Source organism: Streptomyces sp. NPDC102514 (assembly GCF_055584525.1).
The window spans coordinates 22,761-40,502 of record NZ_JBVJLW010000038.1; the positions used below are offsets into that span (position 1 = coordinate 22,761).

General features: G+C 69.3%; 15 protein-coding genes. All 15 read left to right on the forward strand.

What is annotated here, in order from left to right; translation table 11 throughout:
- The first annotated feature begins 93 nt into the window (after positions 1–93).
- The 15 genes from ACZ60E_RS44590 (at position 94) to ACZ60E_RS44660 (ending at position 17,662) form a co-directional block, all read left to right on the forward strand.
- On the forward strand, positions 94–642 hold the full coding sequence (locus tag ACZ60E_RS44590; RefSeq protein WP_469448080.1) for a DUF6624 domain-containing protein: 549 nt from the start codon (positions 94–96) through the stop codon (positions 640–642).
- Positions 643–828: 186 nt separating this feature from the next.
- Positions 829–1,818, forward strand: coding sequence for a hypothetical protein (locus tag ACZ60E_RS44595; RefSeq protein WP_469448081.1), 990 nt, complete (start codon positions 829–831; stop codon positions 1,816–1,818).
- Between the two features lie 141 nt (positions 1,819–1,959).
- Positions 1,960–3,474, forward strand: coding sequence for an amino acid permease (locus ACZ60E_RS44600; protein ID WP_469448082.1), 1,515 nt, complete (start codon positions 1,960–1,962; stop codon positions 3,472–3,474).
- The gene (locus tag ACZ60E_RS44605) at positions 3,474–4,877 is read left to right on the forward strand and encodes a glutamine synthetase family protein (protein ID WP_469448083.1); all 1,404 of its coding nucleotides are present in this window, start codon (positions 3,474–3,476) and stop codon (positions 4,875–4,877) included. Before ACZ60E_RS44600 ends, ACZ60E_RS44605 begins: the two co-directional genes overlap by 1 nt.
- Positions 4,870–5,778 carry an endonuclease/exonuclease/phosphatase family protein gene (locus ACZ60E_RS44610; RefSeq protein ID WP_469448084.1) on the forward strand — a complete coding sequence of 303 codons (909 nt, stop codon included), beginning with the start codon at positions 4,870–4,872 and terminating at the stop codon, positions 5,776–5,778. Before ACZ60E_RS44605 ends, ACZ60E_RS44610 begins: the two co-directional genes overlap by 8 nt.
- Positions 5,779–5,813: 35 nt before the next feature.
- On the forward strand, positions 5,814–6,350 hold the full coding sequence (locus tag ACZ60E_RS44615) for a GntR family transcriptional regulator (protein WP_469448085.1): 537 nt from the start codon (positions 5,814–5,816) through the stop codon (positions 6,348–6,350).
- 257 nt (positions 6,351–6,607) lie between these two features.
- Positions 6,608–6,928, forward strand: coding sequence for a hypothetical protein (locus ACZ60E_RS44620; RefSeq protein ID WP_189774674.1), 321 nt, complete (start codon positions 6,608–6,610; stop codon positions 6,926–6,928).
- Positions 6,929–7,467: 539 nt separating this feature from the next.
- Positions 7,468–7,755 (forward strand): hypothetical protein, encoded by a 288-nt coding sequence (locus ACZ60E_RS44625; protein ID WP_469448086.1) that lies wholly within the window; start codon positions 7,468–7,470, stop codon positions 7,753–7,755.
- Between the two features lie 47 nt (positions 7,756–7,802).
- Positions 7,803–8,327, forward strand: a complete 525-nt coding sequence (locus tag ACZ60E_RS44630) for an FxLD family lanthipeptide (protein ID WP_213089735.1) — start codon at positions 7,803–7,805, stop codon at positions 8,325–8,327.
- Positions 8,328–8,452: 125 nt separating this feature from the next.
- A complete protein-coding gene (locus tag ACZ60E_RS44635) occupies positions 8,453–10,447 on the forward strand; it encodes a lantibiotic dehydratase family protein (RefSeq protein WP_469448087.1) in 1,995 nt (664 codons plus the stop codon).
- The gene (locus ACZ60E_RS44640) at positions 10,444–11,508 is read left to right on the forward strand and encodes a lanthionine synthetase LanC family protein (RefSeq protein ID WP_469448088.1); all 1,065 of its coding nucleotides are present in this window, start codon (positions 10,444–10,446) and stop codon (positions 11,506–11,508) included. The genes ACZ60E_RS44635 and ACZ60E_RS44640 overlap by 4 nt, the downstream gene beginning before the upstream one ends.
- A gap of 36 nt (positions 11,509–11,544) precedes the next feature.
- Complete coding sequence (fxlM, locus tag ACZ60E_RS44645; RefSeq protein ID WP_469448089.1) at positions 11,545–13,587, forward strand: methyltransferase, FxLD system; 2,043 nt, start codon at positions 11,545–11,547, stop codon at positions 13,585–13,587.
- Between the two features lie 4 nt (positions 13,588–13,591).
- Positions 13,592–14,704, forward strand: a complete 1,113-nt coding sequence (locus ACZ60E_RS44650; protein ID WP_469448090.1) for a hypothetical protein — start codon at positions 13,592–13,594, stop codon at positions 14,702–14,704.
- 233 nt (positions 14,705–14,937) lie between these two features.
- Positions 14,938–16,878, forward strand: coding sequence for an ATP-binding cassette domain-containing protein (locus ACZ60E_RS44655; protein ID WP_469448091.1), 1,941 nt, complete (start codon positions 14,938–14,940; stop codon positions 16,876–16,878).
- A 370-nt stretch (positions 16,879–17,248) separates the two neighbouring features.
- Positions 17,249–17,662, forward strand: a complete 414-nt coding sequence (locus ACZ60E_RS44660; protein WP_469448092.1) for an NUDIX domain-containing protein — start codon at positions 17,249–17,251, stop codon at positions 17,660–17,662.
- The last annotated feature ends 80 nt before the right edge of the window (positions 17,663–17,742 follow it).

Sequence of the window (17,742 nt, forward strand, 5' to 3'; positions counted from 1 at the left end):
CTCCAGGCCCTACCCGATAGCCATCTGCGCCTGAACTGCATCGAGGGAATTCCCGATGTCCGCCGACGACTGACCTTCCGAGTTGATGCCCCCATGACCACGACGAAACCGGCCCCGCCCAACTTCGGCATCGATCTCCTGCGTTGCCTGTGGCGCGCGGAAGGGCTCGAAGCAAGCATGCCCGGAGCGGACGCAGCGGCGGCCAAAGCCCTTGTTGACCTGTTCGCCGCGGAGACAGACCTCCTACAACGCATCCTGGGCGAGCACGGCTGGCCTGGCTACCAGCTCGTCGGCCAGCGTGCCTCGCTATGCGCCTGGCGGATCGCGACGTACTGCACCGACGGTGCACTGCAGGCCCGTGCGCTGGAGCTGCTGGGTAAGGCCGTGCACCAAGGCGACGCCAACCCATTGCACTACGCACTACTGGCCGATCGGATCTGTTTCAACCTCGGACAGCCGCAGCGCTTCGGAACGCTCTACGTCCCAACGCACGTCGGCTTCCTCCGGCTCTACCGTGTCGTAGAGCCGGAACGGCTCGATGACCGGCGCTACGCCCTGGGTCTGGAACCGCACGCCGAGTGGGCGAACCGGCTCCAGGCGCAGTCCCTGCCGACCGAGCTTGCAGCCAGCGCCGCCGACTGACCCAACAAGCCCCTTCGGGCCGCAGTCAGCAGTCCCGGCTCCCCCTATGGCTGGCGGATCACGTGGGCTGCGGCCCGACGCCCCCCCCTGCTCTGAGGACTCACCCCATGCATTCCTTACTCGCGCCAGGCCAGTGCGCCGCCGTCACCCTCCCAGCTTTCTCACACTGGGGGCCCACTGATGCCCTTGGCTGACATGCGCCTGACACTCCCGCATCCCGCAGGTCGGGATGCCGATCTGCGCGTCGCCCTGGAGGATCTGCGGCTGAATCGGTGGTTGTCCACGAAGGAGTTGCTCGCCAGGACGGACTCCTGGGCAGTGCGGTGTAGCCGAAGTCAGGTTCTGGGCCGCGCGGCGGTGGACACCGAGGCGATCGAGATGTGGGCCGCGGAGGAGCCTGAGGACTGGAACGCCTGGATGATGCGGGCTCGCGTGCTGAGCGAACGCGTGGTCCTCGCCCATCGCAACGGCGTCTCCCGGCCACAGCTGATGCAGGCCATTCTCAAGGCCCGTTACGCGTGCAATGCGGCTGCGGAGTGGACGGCCGATCCGGTGCCGCCTCTGTGCTTTATGACGCTCGCACAGGTCGACGACGACCCCAGGCGGCCGCACAACCCACTCAACTGGATCGCGCGTGAGGACCTGCTGCCTCCGGGGCCCTGGCGGCTGCTGGACGCGGTGCACCAGCGCGATGCGCACAACCGTGAAGCTTTCCACCGGATACTCGCCGTCTTCCGTGCCCGCGGCGACGAGCTGATCACCTTCGCGCAGTGGGTGGCATCCAGAGCTCCCGTGGGGTCCCCGCTGAAGGTTCTGCCGCTGTACGCGTTCGTCGATCAGTACCGCAAGCAGTGGGCGACACGGCAGACCGCCAGTGTGCTCGCGTACTGGGTCACCGAGGACAAGGCCCACTACGCCCGCAAGGCACTGCAGGAGTGGTTCGAGCCGACACAGCCCGCGCCGGGGCAGCCCGACACCCGCTCCCTGCTGGACCTGAACCATCTGGCGCACGCTCTGACGGCCACCGGCGTAGGCCATGCCGGCCCGGTGTTCGAGGCGATCGGCCCGCACGTGACCACCGCGCCGTGGGCCCAGGTCGCCCACGAGCCGCAGGAGTGGCAGGAGGAATTCCTCAAGTTCCGCCGCCCCGCCCTGAAATCCAGGAGCCACCGATGACCATCCGAGGCCCACCCTCCGCGACCGCGGCCCCTTGTGCTCGCCCTTCCTCCTCAAAGTCGTCCAAAGGACATTTCCGTTGCACTTACCACCCGCATTACGCCGTCTCTCCCCTCCCCCCCTTCTCCCCCGAGGTGCCTGATGCCGCACAGACGATCAACTAGCCGCCGTCCGCTGGACGACGACGCGGCGCTGCGCGGGCACGGCTACACGCCCGAGCTCAAGCGCGGCATGGGCGGCTTCGGGAACTTCGCGATCAGCTTCAGCGTGATCTGCATCCTGGCCGGTGGCATGACCCTGTTCGGCTACGGCCTCAATACCGGCGGCCCGGCCGTCATGCTGTGGGGCTGGGTCGGTATCGGCGCCGTGACCCTGATCCTCGGGGCGTGTCTGGCCGAGGTCACCTCCGCCTATCCCACCTCGGGCGGCCTGTACTACATGGCCCACCGCCTCGGCGGCCCGCGCTGGGCATGGGTCACCGGCTGGCTCAACCTGTTGGGCCTGCTCGGCGCGATCGCCGGCATCGACTACGGGTGCGCGCTGTTCGTCGGCGCGTTCGCCAACCTGCAGTGGGGACTTGAGCCCACGCCCGAGACGACGATGCTGATATTCGCCGGCATCCTGCTACTGCACGGCACCCTCAACACGCTCGGAGTGCGCCTGGTCACCGTGCTGAACTCGATCTCGGTGTGGTGGCAGCTCGCCGGCGTCGCGCTGATCGTCGGCGCGCTCACCCTCGCCCCGGGCGAACGCCAGAGCGCCGGCTTCGTCTTCACCCATTTCAACAACGGCACCGGCTTCGACAACCCCGTGTACGTGGCCGCACTCGGCTGCCTGCTGGCCGCGTACACGTTCTGCGGCTACGACGCCTCCTCCCACCTGTCGGAGGAGACCAAAGGCGCACAGATAGCCGCGCCCAAGGGCATCGTGCGCGCCATCGCCTGGTCCTGGGCGGCCGGGTTCATTCTGCTGGCCGGGCTGCTGTTCGCGATCGAGGACTACGCGGGCACCCTGGGCACGAGCACCGGGGTGCCGCCCGCGCAGATCTTCATCGACGTCCTGGGCACCGGTGTTGCCAAGGGGCTGCTCCTCGTCGTGATCGTCGCCCAGCTGTTCTGCGGAAACGCGGAGACGGCCGCCGCCTCCCGCATGGTCTACGCGTTCTCACGCGACGGAGCCCTCTACGGCTCCGCGACCTGGCGCCGCGTCAGCAGCCGCACCAAGACCCCCGTCCCCGCGGTGTGGCTGTCGGTGGGGATCGCGCTGCTCCTGGCGCTGCCCAGCCTGTACTCGCCGACCGCCTACGCCGCCGTCACCGCGATCAACGTCATCGGCATCACGCCCGCCTACGTGATCCCGGTCTACCTGCGGCTGCGCGCCAGTGACCGCTTCGAACCGGGCCCCTGGCACCTCGGCGCCTGGAGCAAACCGCTCGGCTGGATCTCGGTCGGATACGTGAGCGTGCTGACCGTCGTCTTCTGCCTGCCCCAGGCCTCACCGATCACCGTGCAGTCCTTCAACTACGCGGGCATCGCCCTCGCCGTAGTCCTGCTCATCGCATGGATCACGTGGATCACCAAGGGCCGACGCTCCTACAAGATCCCGCCGCTCGGCACCGACGCCGAGACCATGGCACTGTCCGAGGACGTGGTGTGATGACCGACCAGACCAGCCACGAACCCTTCTACGTCGTACCTCGCCCGTTCCTGGCACCGGCGCAACTAGACGACTTGGTGCGGGACGGCGAGATCACCACGGTGATGGTCGCCATCCCCGACATGCAGGGCCGCCTCAAGGGCAAACGCCTCGACGGCCAGACCTTCCTGGACCGGCTCCCGGACGGGCCGGAGATGTGCCAGTACGTGCTCGCCACGGATCTGGACATGAACCCGCAGCCTGGCTACGACCTCACGGGCTGGCACGACGGGTTCGGCGATCTGCGCGTCGTCCCCGACCGGGGCACCATCCGCCGCCTGGCCTACCTGCCACGCACTGTTCTGGTGCACGGCGACGCTGTCCACCGTGATGGCAGCCCAGTCGAGGTCGCGCCCCGGCAGATCCTCAGACGGCAGATCGAAAGGCTTGCAGCGCTCGGGCTGAAAGCGAAGGTGGGCATCGAGAGCGAGTTCATGCTCTACCGGCATACCGCGGCGCAGGCACGGCGCCGCGGATACCAGGGTCTGACGCCCGTCTGCCCGCACAACCTCGACTACGCCCTGGACCATCCGCCAGCGCTGAGCGCTTTCTTCGACGACCTTCAGGAAACCCTGCGCGCGGCGGGCGCCCCGGTCGAGGCGATCAAGACGGAAGGGGCGGCCGGACAGATCGAGGTGACGTGGCCGTACGAGGATCCGTACGGGGACCCCATGCGCGCCTGCGACGCCTACACCATTCATCAGCACGCCGTACGCCAGATCGCGGAGCGGCACGGCATGGTTGCGACGTTCATGGCCGCCCCGCAGACCGGCGTGGGCAGCGGCATGCACCTGCACGTGTCCCTGTGGCACGGCGACGAGCCGGTGTTCCACACCCTGCGGCCGAGCGAACTGCCCGCACGCCTGCAGTACTCCATCGCCGGACTGATCGAAAACCTGCCCTACATGGGGCCGCTGTACGCGCCCACCCTCAACTCCTACCGGCGTTTCAGGCCGCACTCATTCGCCCCCACGAACTTCTCCTGGGGGCACGACAACCGCACCTGTACCGTGCGCGTGACCGGCCACAGGACACACCCGCACCTGGAAAACCGCGTACCGGGCGCCGACGCCAATCCCTACCTCGCCCTTGCGGCGACGCTCGCCTCGATCGCCCACGGTATCCGCACCGAGCCGAAACTCCCCGAACCCTGCACGGGCGACGCCTACCACGCCACCGAACCGCTCCCCGTACCGCAGACCCTGGACGAAGCGCTCACTGACTTCGCGAACAGCCAGCTCGCGCAGGAGGCTTTCGGCTCTCGCGTGGTGGAGCACTACACCCGGGCCGGCGAGATCGAACTCGCGGCGGTCAAAGACCAGGTCACGGACGTGGAGCTGAAGAGGGGGTTCGACCGTGCCTGACAGCATCCCCTCCGGCCCTCGCGCGCTCGCTGGTGCGGCGCACTCGCATCTCCGGCTCGTCAGCTACAACACGCTCAACGGCGGCCGTAACAGTGACGGCTCATATCAGCGCCTGGCCGACCAGATCGAACTGCTCCAAGAACTCGACCCACACGTGGTGTGTCTGCAAGAGGCCAAACGGTGGGAGAGGAACGGCGGCCAATGGATCAACATGATCGCTGCGGCGCTGAAGATAGAGGCCCGCCTCGCTCTGTCAGCCAGCCATGGATGCCACCTGGTCACGCTGGTCCGACCGCCGGGAATCCGCTTTCTGCGCTTCTACCCGGACGTCGCCGAGGCGAACTTCCACCACACGGTCTCGCGCGCCGACCTCCAGGTGGACGGGGTGGACGCGCCGCTGCGCGTCCTGCACACCCATCTCGACCCCTTCGACCCGGCCGACCGGCTGGCCGAGGCCAGATGGCTCACGCAGTACGGCGACCGGGATGACACCCTCCTCGTCGGCGATCTCAACTCCGAGGCTCCCGGCGATCCCGAGCCCGACACCTGGGACTGGCTTCCGCCGACGCAGTATTCGGGCAACCGGATCCAGCATCCGGACGGCAGCTACGGAAGCCTCGACAAGCGCGCGATGAGTGCACTCCTGGCCGCCGGCTACGTGGACCCCGCCGCCGAACTGGAGCTGGAGTTCGCCAGAACCGCCGGTCACTGGGGCAAGGACGGCCGTGATCACCGGTCCGACTACATCCTGCCCTCGCGGAATCTCTCCTGGCACATGGGGTCCTACACCGTGCTCGACACGCCCCGCGCGCGGAGGGCATCGGACCATCTCCCCGTCGTGGCCGACCTGTACACAGAGCCCCGCCCGGCCGACGCACCATCACTCCTGGAGGGGCCGTGAACTCCTCAGGCCCTCCGATCACGAGCGGGATAACCATGCCTGACGACATCGCCTCCGACCCCCGGGCCATCGCTGACCTCCTGCGCAAGGAAATCACCGACGGTACCTGGGAAGCGGGAACCGTCCGCAGCCTCAGCACGATAGCCGAGCACTTCGCCACCACGCGGTACTACGCCAACATGGCCGTCAGGCTGCTCCGCGACAGCGGCATCGTCGACACCTGCAACGGCGGCCGAGGCGGGATCGCACCACACGGCACCATGCCGCCACAGTGGAACGGCCCCGGCAGGACCGACATCCAGACAACCGTCCGCAGGCGCATCGGTGACGGCACCTACCCCGTCGGAGTATTCATGCCGACCCTGACCACCCTAGGCACAGAGTTCGGCGTATCGAGAGCCACCATCCATATGAGCCTGCACGCTCTCCGAGACGAGGGCATCCTCTCGACTTCCGGCGGCCGCACCCTGGTCGTGAAGGGTCTCCCCTCCGAGGCCGGCGAGAGCGACCAGGCCATGGCAGGACACCACGGCACCAATCCGGAGGCGGAACGGGAGCTTGACTGTGCCTGACGTCTCCACCGTAACGCTCCCGGCGGCCGATACGCGGTCGCGCCGTCTGCTCGGGCACCTGGCCGCGGTACTGACCCTCGCGTGCCTGTGCACGCTGGCCGTGGGCGCGGTGCACGTGTCGCGCATGTACGGCATCCGATGGGGACCACGCGACCTTGAATGGATCAACGGCACCGCGTTCATCACCTCCGTCATCGCGGCGGCCTGGCTCATATGGCTGGTAGGGGCGGTCGTCAGTCCGTGCAGGAACTGCGGCGGTGATCCTGGGTGCCTCTACCGTGTATGCGGCTGTTCCTGGCTTCCCCCGGCCGGACCTGGGGCACCCCCTGTTCGGATGCACGGTCGCCTGGCTGGCCCTGGAAGTCTGCCGCGCCCACGGTGTCGTACTGGACAACGGATTTCCCGCCACCGCAAAGCAACGGCTGCGCTCCTGGCGCACCGCTCTGCTGACAGTCGTCTTCTGCGCGCTGACCGGGTTCAGCTTCAGCTACCTCGTTGTCCTCTTCCGCCACCTTGCGATCGAAAGCGCGCCGACACCCTCAACAACCCGGGCGTCCTCGACGAAGCCGCCGGGATGATGTCGGGCCAACTCGGCGACGCCGCCCGCGATCTGGCCCACGCCGTGCACGTGGGGCCGAATGCCGTCGACGGGATGGAGGTGGCTGCGAAGTCGGTGAGCGCTTCGTCCAGGGTGCGCGGCACTTCGTAATGGACCACTACGTCCACGCTGGTGAGCTCGAGGTCAGCGCACTCGCCGGCCAGGTCACCGACGTCGAGTTGCTGCGGGGATTCGACCGTGCCTGAAGTCTCCGCCGTGGCGTTCTGACCGCCGCGCACGGGCCCGTGCCGCCGACCCCCGCGGGGAGCGGCGGCACCCCTTCCGGAAACCGTCCGCCCAGCCGAGAAAGAGACACCCGTGACTCCGTCCACGACGACCAGCGCGCCGATCACACCGTTGAAGCCGACCCACCGGCGCGTCGCCCAGCACCTTGTGGACGGTCGCACTGCCCAGGACATCGCCACGAGGACCGGACTGTCGCCCCACACGGTCCGTCAGTATGTCCGCGACATCCGGGTGAGCGTCCATTGCCCGCCTCGCTGCAAGCCGCAGGTACTCGTGCATCTCCTATTGGCCGCCGAGCAGGTCGTTCCGCCCACCCTGGAGCGGCCAGCGCCTGAGCTCAACTCGAAGCAGTTGCAGCTGCTGAAGGCAGTTGCTGAGTACAGCACTCCCCACGGCATCGCCCTCGCCGCCAAAATCGCCCCCGCCGATCTCCGGTCCGCACTCGACGAACTGCTCGATGAGACGGGCGCCGCCGACGTCACCCAACTCGTCGTCCTCGCCCAAGCCTGGCGCCTACTGGGTGCCAGGACCGGCACGGTGGAGAGTGGAGCGAACCAGTGAACGCGTCTTCCGCACCGCCGCACCAGCGCACACCAAAGTTAACAGCCGTGTACGAGATGCGGACTCTACGTACGGACGCCGAGCGAGATGAGGCCGCCGCGCTCGTCCAGGACCGTCAGCGCTGGCTCACCATGCGCGGCCTGTCGGTACTCACCCGAGCCCAAGAGGCCGAGGGCGACGAACGGGCCGAGCACTTCACCCAGGTACTGGACCACGCCGCCGAGAACACCCCCGCTGGCGCAGCCCGCAGCAGCCTGACAGCACCGCACCCCGACCCCGGACGCCATAGGCCAGGCGACTTCGCCGGCCTGCTCGTCTGGCATCAGACCCCGGGGCCCGACCGGGTCTCGGTACCCCGCACCATCCGCCCCTTACAGGAGGCATGCATGACCGCCACCCAGACCGAAAAGCCGACCGCTCCCGCGCAGGCCGACCTCGTGAAAGCCGACGAAGACCCGTTCGGGCTCGACATCACCTTCATCGAGGGAACGCCGGCGAACGAGACGGTCCTGATGTGCGGCACCGGCGACAACTGCGGCAGCTCCTGCCCCAGTGCCTGCACCACCTCGTAAGCCGGTTCATCCCGGCTGCGCGGGCCGGACGGGGCTCTCCCCGTCCGGCCCGTCCCGCCCAGCAGATGAGGAAAATTCTGATGACACGTCAACGGCTCAGCCTGTACGAGGCCGCAGGGCAGGCCATGCTGCGCGCTGCGGTCCACACGGCCGAACCTGCCATGCCGTATTGGCCGATGCGCACGGCATCCGTGGAGGAGTGGCGCGCGTGGCTGAGCAGGGTGTGGTCCGACACCGGTTTCTGCCACACCGTGTCGCAAGCGAGCCCTCATCTGGCGGACCAGGTACAGGCCATCACCGATGGCCGCACGCCGAAGGTGCGCCGGATGCGCCGGGCGGCGCTGTCCACCGCCCGTTATGCGATCCGCTACGCACGTCGCTCCACCCCCTACGGTCTGTTCGCCGGTGTTGCCCCGCTCGGCTTCGCCCAGACCACATCCGTTCGCGTCGGCGACGAGCACCAAGCCGTGGCCCGCCCAGAGCCGGCCGGACTCGAGAAGATGCTCAGCGACTGGGAGAGCGACACTGCGCGCATGGCCAACGCGGAGGTCTGCGTCAACACCCTGATCCAGCAGCGCGACCAGCACATCCACGTGCCCTCCGAGGGCGATGCCGAGTTCCGCATCGCTCTGAGCCCCGCGCTGCGTCTCGTCCTTGATTTGGCCCGATCGCCGATCGGGTACGGCCAGTTGTCCGACGAGCTGGCCGCGGAGTTCCCCTCCGTGAGTGACACCGCGCGCGACCAATTGCTCGGTGAACTGCTGCGGGTGCGGTTGCTGCGCTCGTCGCTACGTGCGCCCGCCACCGTCGCCGACCCCAGGGATGTCTTGCCGTCCGCGGCGTGCGTTCAGGCAGCTGGCCTGCGGACAGCGTGCGACCTTCGGCTGGACGCCGACGTGCGGCTGCCCGAGCAGGTGCTGACTGAAGTAGAAACCGCGGCGACCGTCCTGGCCCGCCTGGTCACCCACCCGGCCGGAACACCGACATGGCAGCGATGGATCGAGCGATTCACCGAGCTCTACGGCGAGAACTCCATGGTGCCGGTGGACGTGGCCACGGATCCTGACCTGGGCGTGGGCTTCCCGACCGGCTTCCTCATGGCGAGCGAACCGCCCCGGCCGATGTCCCGGCGCGATCGACTGCTGCTGGAGCTGGCTGGCACCGCTGCCGCCGAAGGCAGCCGCACTGTCGCGCTGAGCGGGGCGGTGATCGAGGAACTGGAAGCCGCGGCCGGCGACAAACCACACGACCTGGCACCCCACTTCGAACTTGCTGCACAGGTCCACGCCTTCTCCATCCCGGCTCTGAACCGTGGGGACTTTCGGCTGCGCGTGCTGACTGTCTCCCGCTCGGCAGGATCGATGACCGGCCGGTTCTGGCATCTGATGCCGGGCACGGAGGCGGCGTACGCAAGCCTGCCCACCGTCGATCCGAATGCGGAACTCGCGCAGCTCTCCTTCCACGCCGGTCGGGTACCGGCCGACCTGCTCACCCGCGCGCCGCAGGCCCTGCCCCGCGTTGTCAGCGTCGGCGAATTCCGGCGCCCCGACCCGAACGTTCTCTTCCCCGCCGACCTGTCGGTCACCGTCACCGACGGCCGTCCCCAGCTGGTGGAGACCGCGACGGGCAAGTCGCTGGAGCTGCTGGCACCCACCGCGATCAACTTCCTGTGGAACAACTACACCCCGCCGATGGCCCGTTTCCTCGGCGAGATCAGCCGGGCCGTGTCCCCGCAGGTGACCTGGTTCGACTGGGGTGCGGCCTGGGCCCTGCCCTTCACCCCGGCCCTCACCTACCGGCGCAGCATCCTCGCCACCGCCCGGTGGAAGATCCGCAGTCGCATACTGCCTGTCCGCACCGCGCCGCTGCAGGAGTGGGCGGATCAACTCCACGCCTGGCGGGCCCGGTTCCGGGTGCCGGAGCAGGTGCTCCTGGCGGAGGATGACCAACACCTCGCCCTTGACCTCACCCGCGACGTCGACCTGGACCTGCTGCGCGCGCACCTGGATGCCAGTCCCGTCGGTGTCGCCACCCTGCACGAGGCGCCCCCGCCGGACGCCGACGGGTGGATCGGCGGCCGGGCCCACAGCATCGTCGTTCCTCTGGCCAGGCGCTCATGACGACGACCGTGCCCCGTACGCAGGACCTGTCCGAAGGTGCCCTGGGGATGGCCTTGCTCGACATCGAGCGCCGGGACCTGGCCTCGGCCCGCCGACACCTCGCCCAGGCCACCGCCCGGGGCGTGAGCACCGGCAGCAACGCCAGCCTCTTCCACGGCGCACCCGCCCTGGAGTTCGTCCTGGCCCGCGCGCACGGGGCCGGTGACGACATCCGCGCGGCGGTCGACCGCGTCGTGGACGCCCGGCTCGCCGCCGTCCACCGCCGTCAGGCCGCCGGCGCGCTGCCCCATCTCGCCGAATGGGACCTCATCCGCGGTCTGACCGGGCTCGCCGCGCTGCTGCTGTCCCGCCCCATCGCGCCCCGGCTGCCCGACGTGCTCTCCTGCCTCGTCGCACTCGCCCGCCCTGTCCGCGGTGACGGCCGAATGCTGCCGGGGTGGTGGTCGGCGGCCGGCCCCGATGGGACGGAGATGACCGGTGGGCACGGCAACAACGGCATAGCCCACGGGATCGCGGGGCCCCTGGCCGTGCTCTCTCTCGCCCTGCGCGACGGAGTCAGCGTCCCCGGCCAGGAGGAGGCCATCGGCACGTTCGCGATCTGGCTCGACCGGCACGGCACCCACTACTGGTTCACCGCAGCCCACCTGGGCGTCGACCAACCACCCGAGGCGCAACCGGCCCGGCAGTCCTGGTGCTACGGCCAAGCCGGCATCGCCCGCGCGCAACAGCTCGCCGCGCTCGCCCTCGGCGACCCCGCCCGGCGTCAAGCGGCCGAGGACACCGTCGAGACCATTCTGACCGACCCACAGCAGCTCGTCCGCATCACCGACTCGACCCTCTGCCACGGCTGGGCCGGGCTGCTGACCCTCACCCGCGCGGTCGCCGCCGACAGCCCCGCGCCCGCCCGCTTCACGCCGATCGTCCAAGACCTGCACCGCCAGCTGGCCGCTGACTGGGAGCACCTGCCCAAACCTGGCTTCCTGGAAGGCCGCGCCGGAGCCCAACTCGCCTTGCACGACACCGGCAACGCCGGCTGGACCCGTGCCCTCCTGCTCACCTGACCCCCACCCTGCCGCCCCGCAAGGAGTTCGCTGCCCATGACCTTCGACGACGAGAACCTGCCCATCCCACCGAACACCTCCTGGTGGCACGCCTCCGTGGCCTTCCCCGACCCGCACCACACGGCCACACGGGCCCTGGCCACCGCGCTCTCCGGACGCCGTTTCCACTTCCTACGCAAGGACGCCGGCGTACGCCTGCGCACCGAACAGCCCGCCACCACTCTGCTGGACCAGCTCGTCGCCGACCGTGTGATCACCGGCTGGACAGGCGGGATCTACGAGCCGGAGACCCATGCTTTCGGCGGCCCCGAAGGCATGGAAGTCGCGCACGACGTGTTCTGCGCCGACAGCCCGGCCGCGCTCGCCGAGACCGGTACCCCCGGCGCCCGCGAGCGCAGCGTGATGCTGCTGTCCGCCATGATCCGCGAGGCCGGGCTGGACCCGTTCGAAGCCGGAGACGTGTACGCCCAGTGGGCCTCTTCGCGGCCCCCCGTCAACCCGCCCCAGGGGGCCGCGCGGGAGAAGGCCATCTCCGCGATGCGGCGGCTGATGAACGCGGACGCCGCCCTGCGCCCGCAGCCGGAAGTGGGCTGGGGCGAGCGCGTCGCCGCGTTCGAGGACGCCGGCCGCCGCCTGCGTCGGCTCGCCGCCGACGGCCGACTGATACGCGGAATCCGGGGCGTCCTCGCCCATCACGCCATCTTCGCGTTCAACCGCGCGGGCGTACCCGTTGACGCGCAGGCCGCCACCGCGTGGCTCGGCCGTCACGTCGCCTTCTCCACCGGAGACGGCGACGTGACTACCCGCAAGTCCGCCCCGGCGGACCCTAGCCTCCCTCGAATGGAGACCACCGTGACACCCGTGAACGACCCCGACCAACTGCGCGCAGCCCTCGCCCAGCGCCTCGTCGACAGCGGCCACCTGCGCAGCCAGGCGACCATCGACGCGTTCCGCACCACTGACCGGCACGCCTTCCTGCCCGGCGTCGACCTGGAGAGCGCGTACAAGGAGGACGCGGTCCCGATCAAGCACGACGAGCACGGGGAGATGATCTCCTGCATCTCCGCGCCGTCCGTCGTCGCCACCCAACTCGAACAGATCGGCGCCCAGCCCGGTCACAAGGTCCTGGAAGCCGGAGCCGCCACCGGATACAACGCCGCCCTCCTCGGCCAGATCGTCTCGCCCGGCGGGCAGGTGTGGACCCTCGACGTCGACGAGGACCTCATTGCCGGCGCGAACAAGAACCTTGCCGAAGCCGGCGTGCAGAACGCCACCGCGGTGATGGCCGACGGGGCGGCCGGGCTGCCCGAGCACGCCCCCTACGACCGCATCCAGTTCACGGTCGGCGCGGGAGACGTCCCGGTCAAGATCCTCGACCAGCTCGCGCCCGGCGGGCGCCTGGTCCTGCCGATGCGCATCCGCGGCAGCATCTCCCGCTCCTTCGCGTTCGAACGCGACGGGGACACGTGGAAGACCGTCTCCTGCGAGATGGCCACCTTCGTCCCGCTCCGCAAGGGCGTCTGCGACGACGTGTACACCCTCATCCCCATGGCAGGCGAGGGCAACGTCCGCCTGGAGACGTTCAGCGAGCAGAACGTCGACCGCGAGGCGCTGCGTACGGTTCTCGACGAGGAGCACACCAAGCTCTACACCGGGGTGAAGTTCCGGCAGGGCTCGGCGTGGGAGTGGCTGTACCTGTACCTGGCCTGCGCACTGCCCAACGGTCTGTCCCGGCTGCCGGGCCAACGCCCCGGTTTCACTCCGCACTTCGGATGGGGCTCCATGGCCGCCCTCGACGGCGGGTCGCTGGCCTACCTGACCATCCGCGAGGGCGAGGACGAGAAGGGCCGGTACTGGGAGGTCGGAGTGATCGGCCACGGCAAGGCCGGAGGCGACCTCGCCGAGCGCGTCGTGACCGAGATCCGCGCCTGGGACGCCAGCGGCGGCAACGACGCTCCCGAGCCGGGCTTCCGGATGGCCGTCGCCGACTCCCGTGACCGGCTGCCGGTCGACGAGGCGCGCTTCGTCGTCGACAAGCCCTACAGCCGACTCGCCGTCGACTGGGCGCGCAAGGGCTGAGCCGATGATCCCCGCGATAGCCAGCCGCATCCCCCTGGTCCGCCGCACCAAGGCGCCCGCGCTCCCCTTGGAAGAGCGCATCAACCACCTCACCGGGCTGACCGTCGCACGCGCAGGTGCGAGCCACCACGACCTGGTGGCCCGCACCTGCAGCATCCTCAACTACGCCGCACTCATCGCCTCCGACGTCGGCATGCCCGACCTGGCCACCGACCTGTGCTGGCGCCAGCACCAGGTCTTCGCCGACGCCGGACCTATGAGCGGGCCGATCGGCGTCATGTCGCTGATGCCGCTGGTCAACCTCTCCCGGCTACTGACACGCGACGGCCAAGGCGAGGCGGCCTATGACCTCCTCACCCGCCTCAACCACGCCGCCCGTCAACGCAGAAAGACCGAGATAGACGGCCGCACCGTCGACCTGTCCTCGCTGACCAGCACCGAGGCCGATCACCGGCAGGTGTGCCAGGAGCTGTGGGTCACCCTGCTCGTCGACGGCGCCCGCGCCCTCGCACGCATCGGCCGGTGGACCGAAGCGGCCGTAGCCATGGCCCAGCACCGCGGCATCGGCAACCGGCTCCTCGACGGCCGGCAGATCAAAATCATGGCCCTGATGGAACAAGGACGAAGCCAGCAGGCCCTCGACCTGATCGACACCACCCAGCCCACGGAACCCTGGGAGACCGCCATCGGCCTGCTCCTGCGCGCCCACTGCCGTCCCGTCGGCGTACCGGTTGCGCGGGCCGACATCGAACACACCCTGAACAAAGCCGCACTGCTCTGCGCCCCTCCCGATCCGTCGACCGCCGTGTTCCAGACCCGGGCGGGCCTGACCGCCCTCGAACTGGACCCCGACGGGCAGTGCGCGGACACGCTGCCTAAAACCATCACCGAGGTGGCCCGGCTCGACGCCTACGCCGCCCGCGACGTACTGGACCATCCCATCGCCGCGTCCACCCTGGACACCGGCTCGGCCCACGCGCTCCACGCGGTGATCGCCGCAGCCGGACTGGAATCCGGCGTCCTGCCCGCCCACCACCACCAGGCGCTGAAGGGCGCGGTCATCCACGCCTCCGCAGAACTGGAAAGGCTGCTGAACACCGAACCGGAACCCCGTTAGGAGCGGACGACCAGGAAAAGCTGCCGGATTGCCCACGCCGCGCGGCGGTGTCGGCGTTTCGGCCATTCCCCGCCCGGAGCTGCTCCAAGCCCCGTCAGGGATCCCGCGCCTGCAGGGTTCCCTGACGCAGGCAATAGCGGGCTTTCCAGCACGACCGAATGACGTGTGTTCGATATCGCAGCCGTGTCGTTAGACCTCACGACTCTGCCACAGTGACCGTCCCCGGGAGAACGATGACCTCGGCCGTTACACAGGACCAGCCGCCGCGACCACCGAAAGGGACCGCGCCGGACGACGAACCGCAGGAGGCCACTGTTCGAGAGGAGGAATACCTCTACCGCGACGAGTCACGCCTCCAGGCCGGCTCCCAGCTGACCTCCCGCACCATGGCGCGCCGCCTGCCCTCGCTCGTGCGGCGCTCGGTACAGATGGCCTGGCATGTGGACCGCGGCGCGACCATCGGGCTGCTGGTGTGTCAGATCGGGACAGGCGTCCTCGCAGCTCTTGGCCTCCTGGCGGTCACGGGCACGATCACCGCGCTGATCTCCGCGGGCGACATCACCGAGAGGCTGTGGGATGCCGCCCCGCAGCTGGCCGTGATCGCCGCTGCCACCGGTCTGCGCGCGATGCTGGGGATCGCGGTCGTCTGGCTCACCGGCCGACTGCGCCCAGTGCTCGGTCGGGCCGCGGAAGTGACGATGGTCGAGGCCGCGCTCGGCGCGGAACTGGCCGCCAACAACAAGCCCGGCTACAACGACGCCTACGACATCGCCGACCGCGGCGCCCAGGTCACCCCGGACCTGGTCGAGGAAGCGCAGGACGTCCTCGCAGCCACCGCGACACTCGCGGCCGGCGCCACCGTGCTGACCGTCCTGCATCCGCTGCTCCTTCCCCTTCTCTTCCTCGCGTGCCTGCCGCAGGCCGCCGCCTACGTCCGCTCCGCCCGCGTGATCTACCTCGCCGGCCTGGAAACCTCCGGGCGGCGCCGGATGCTCGGCAAGCTGCGCTGGCACATGGCCTACATGGAGTCCAGCGAGGAGATGCGGGCCTGTTTGGCCGGTCCCTTCCTGATCGGCCGGTACCGAAAGCTGGCCGCCTCCGTCAACGCGGCCGAACGCCAGGCCGCGAACACCGGGGCTTGGATGGGTCTGGCCGGAGCCGTGGCCGGCGGGGTTGCCTCGCTCGCGGTGTGGGCGGCGCTCCTGTGGCTCCTGGCGTCGGGACGGATGGGCCTGGCGGCGGGCGGCGGCGCCGTCTTCGCCCTCCAGACCGCCACCGGCTCAGTGCGAGGCATCATCAACGGCGGGGCCCGCCTGGTGCGCACCGGATGGTACGTGCAGGACTGGCAAGGCTTTCTCGACAACGCCCATGGGCAGGCCATGGCCGACTCCCGTGGCACCGAGACGGTGGCTGCCGCCCCGCAGCGCTTCGAGGTCCGCAACGTCACCTACCGCTACGACGGCGCCCCCAAGGACAGCTTGAGCGAGGTCTCCCTTCACGTGAAACGCGGTGAGATCGTGGCGCTGGTCGGGGAGAACGGCTCCGGCAAGTCCACCCTCTCCCGCCTGCTATGCGGTCTGTTGCTGCCCACCGAGGGTGAGGTGGCCTGGGACCACGTCTCCACGGCGGACCTCGATCCATGGAGGTCGTGGGAGCATGTCGCGCTGGTGCCGCAGAAGTTCACGTACCTGCCGCTGACGATGCGCGACAACATCACGCTCGGGCAGGGCGACACCAGCGATGCAGCGCTGCTCGCCGCGTGCGAGGCATCCGGCGCCGCAGAGATACTGCCGGGCCTCCGCTCCGGCCTGAACACCCTCCTGACCAGCGAATGGTTCGGCGGGCAACAGCTCTCCGGCGGGCAGTGGCAGCGCCTCGTTCTCACCCGCGCCTTCCACAGGCAGGCAGCACTGCTGGTGATGGATGAACCCACGGCCGCCCTCGACGCCCGTGCGGAACACCGGATCTTCTCCGGCCTGCGCGAACTGGCCAAGGACCGATCCATTCTGCTGATCACGCACCGGCTCACCAATGTGGCCGTCGCCGACCGGATCGTGGTGCTGGACGAGGGACGAATCGTCCAGGAGGGCACCTACGCCCAGCTCACCCAGCACCCGGGACTGTTCCGAACTCTGTGGAAACTACAGCGCCGGATGAGCGGCGACACCCCCTGACCGCCTCGCCCGCGCCAAGCCACCGCTATGCCAGGCAAGTGGACCGGCCCGCTGCAGATCCTCCCTGCTCCCCATGCTTCAACCGTCCGACGAACACCGGAAGGAATGCCGTAACGACCTCATCGGCCATCGGACACTCCTTCGCCCGCCTGCATCCCGCCCTGCCCAGACAGCCGCCCTGCTGGGCTGGGGCCCGCCCGGAGCACGGCAAGCCCAACTCGCCGTGCACACGGCACGAGAGCGGTGGGGCATACCCGCCGCAACCCTCGCCGCTATCAAGGAGATCCCTGCGGAGGGGATGCGATTGAGCTGCCCCGAACCCACCCCCGTCTCGCTTCCTCCCGCTACACGCCCCTCAGAGGTAGTCCCCATGTCGTTGTCGCACCACCACATCCACGCCACCGTCGATGCCTACCTCGCTCGCCACCCTCACGAGCGCGAACAACTCGGCGTCCTCCTGGACGCCCTCGACCGCACCGGCGAGGACATCGCCAGCCGCTCGACCTTCACCGGCCACGTCACCTGCAGTGCGATCGTCGTCGACCAGCTCGGCCGCGTCCTGCACGTGCTGCACCTGGCCAGCGGGAAGAGACTCGCCCCCGGCGGCCACACCGAGCCCACCGACGACTCCTTGGCAGCGGCGGCGCTGCGGGAGCTGGCCGAGGAGACCGGCATCCCGCCCCGGGCCGTCACGCCGTGGCCCGGCTACGAGACTGTGCCGCTGGACATCGACATCCACAACATCGACGCCCGCCCGGGTAAGGGCGAACCTAAGGGCTCGTAAAGAATCAACACGTTGCTTCACGGTCTCTGCGTCGTTGGTGTGGTATGCGCATACCGAGCGAGGTCCGCAATCAACTCGCC

What these genes read in the sequence shown, in the direction of transcription:
- fxlM (WP_469448089.1), top strand. Translation starts at nt 11,545, where the DNA reads ATGACCTTCGACGACGAGAACCTGCCCATCCCACCGAACACCTCCTGG.
- ACZ60E_RS44650 (WP_469448090.1), top strand. Translation starts at nt 13,592, where the DNA reads ATGATCCCCGCGATAGCCAGCCGCATCCCCCTGGTCCGCCGCACCAAG.
- ACZ60E_RS44635 (WP_469448087.1), top strand. Translation starts at nt 8,453, where the DNA reads ATGCTGCGCGCTGCGGTCCACACGGCCGAACCTGCCATGCCGTATTGG.
- ACZ60E_RS44655 (WP_469448091.1), top strand. Translation starts at nt 14,938, where the DNA reads ATGACCTCGGCCGTTACACAGGACCAGCCGCCGCGACCACCGAAAGGG.
- ACZ60E_RS44615 (WP_469448085.1), top strand. Translation starts at nt 5,814, where the DNA reads ATGCCTGACGACATCGCCTCCGACCCCCGGGCCATCGCTGACCTCCTG.
- ACZ60E_RS44600 (WP_469448082.1), top strand. Translation starts at nt 1,960, where the DNA reads ATGCCGCACAGACGATCAACTAGCCGCCGTCCGCTGGACGACGACGCG.
- ACZ60E_RS44660 (WP_469448092.1), top strand. Translation starts at nt 17,249, where the DNA reads ATGTCGTTGTCGCACCACCACATCCACGCCACCGTCGATGCCTACCTC.
- ACZ60E_RS44605 (WP_469448083.1), top strand. Translation starts at nt 3,474, where the DNA reads ATGACCGACCAGACCAGCCACGAACCCTTCTACGTCGTACCTCGCCCG.
- ACZ60E_RS44640 (WP_469448088.1), top strand. Translation starts at nt 10,444, where the DNA reads ATGACGACGACCGTGCCCCGTACGCAGGACCTGTCCGAAGGTGCCCTG.
- ACZ60E_RS44590 (WP_469448080.1), top strand. Translation starts at nt 94, where the DNA reads ATGACCACGACGAAACCGGCCCCGCCCAACTTCGGCATCGATCTCCTG.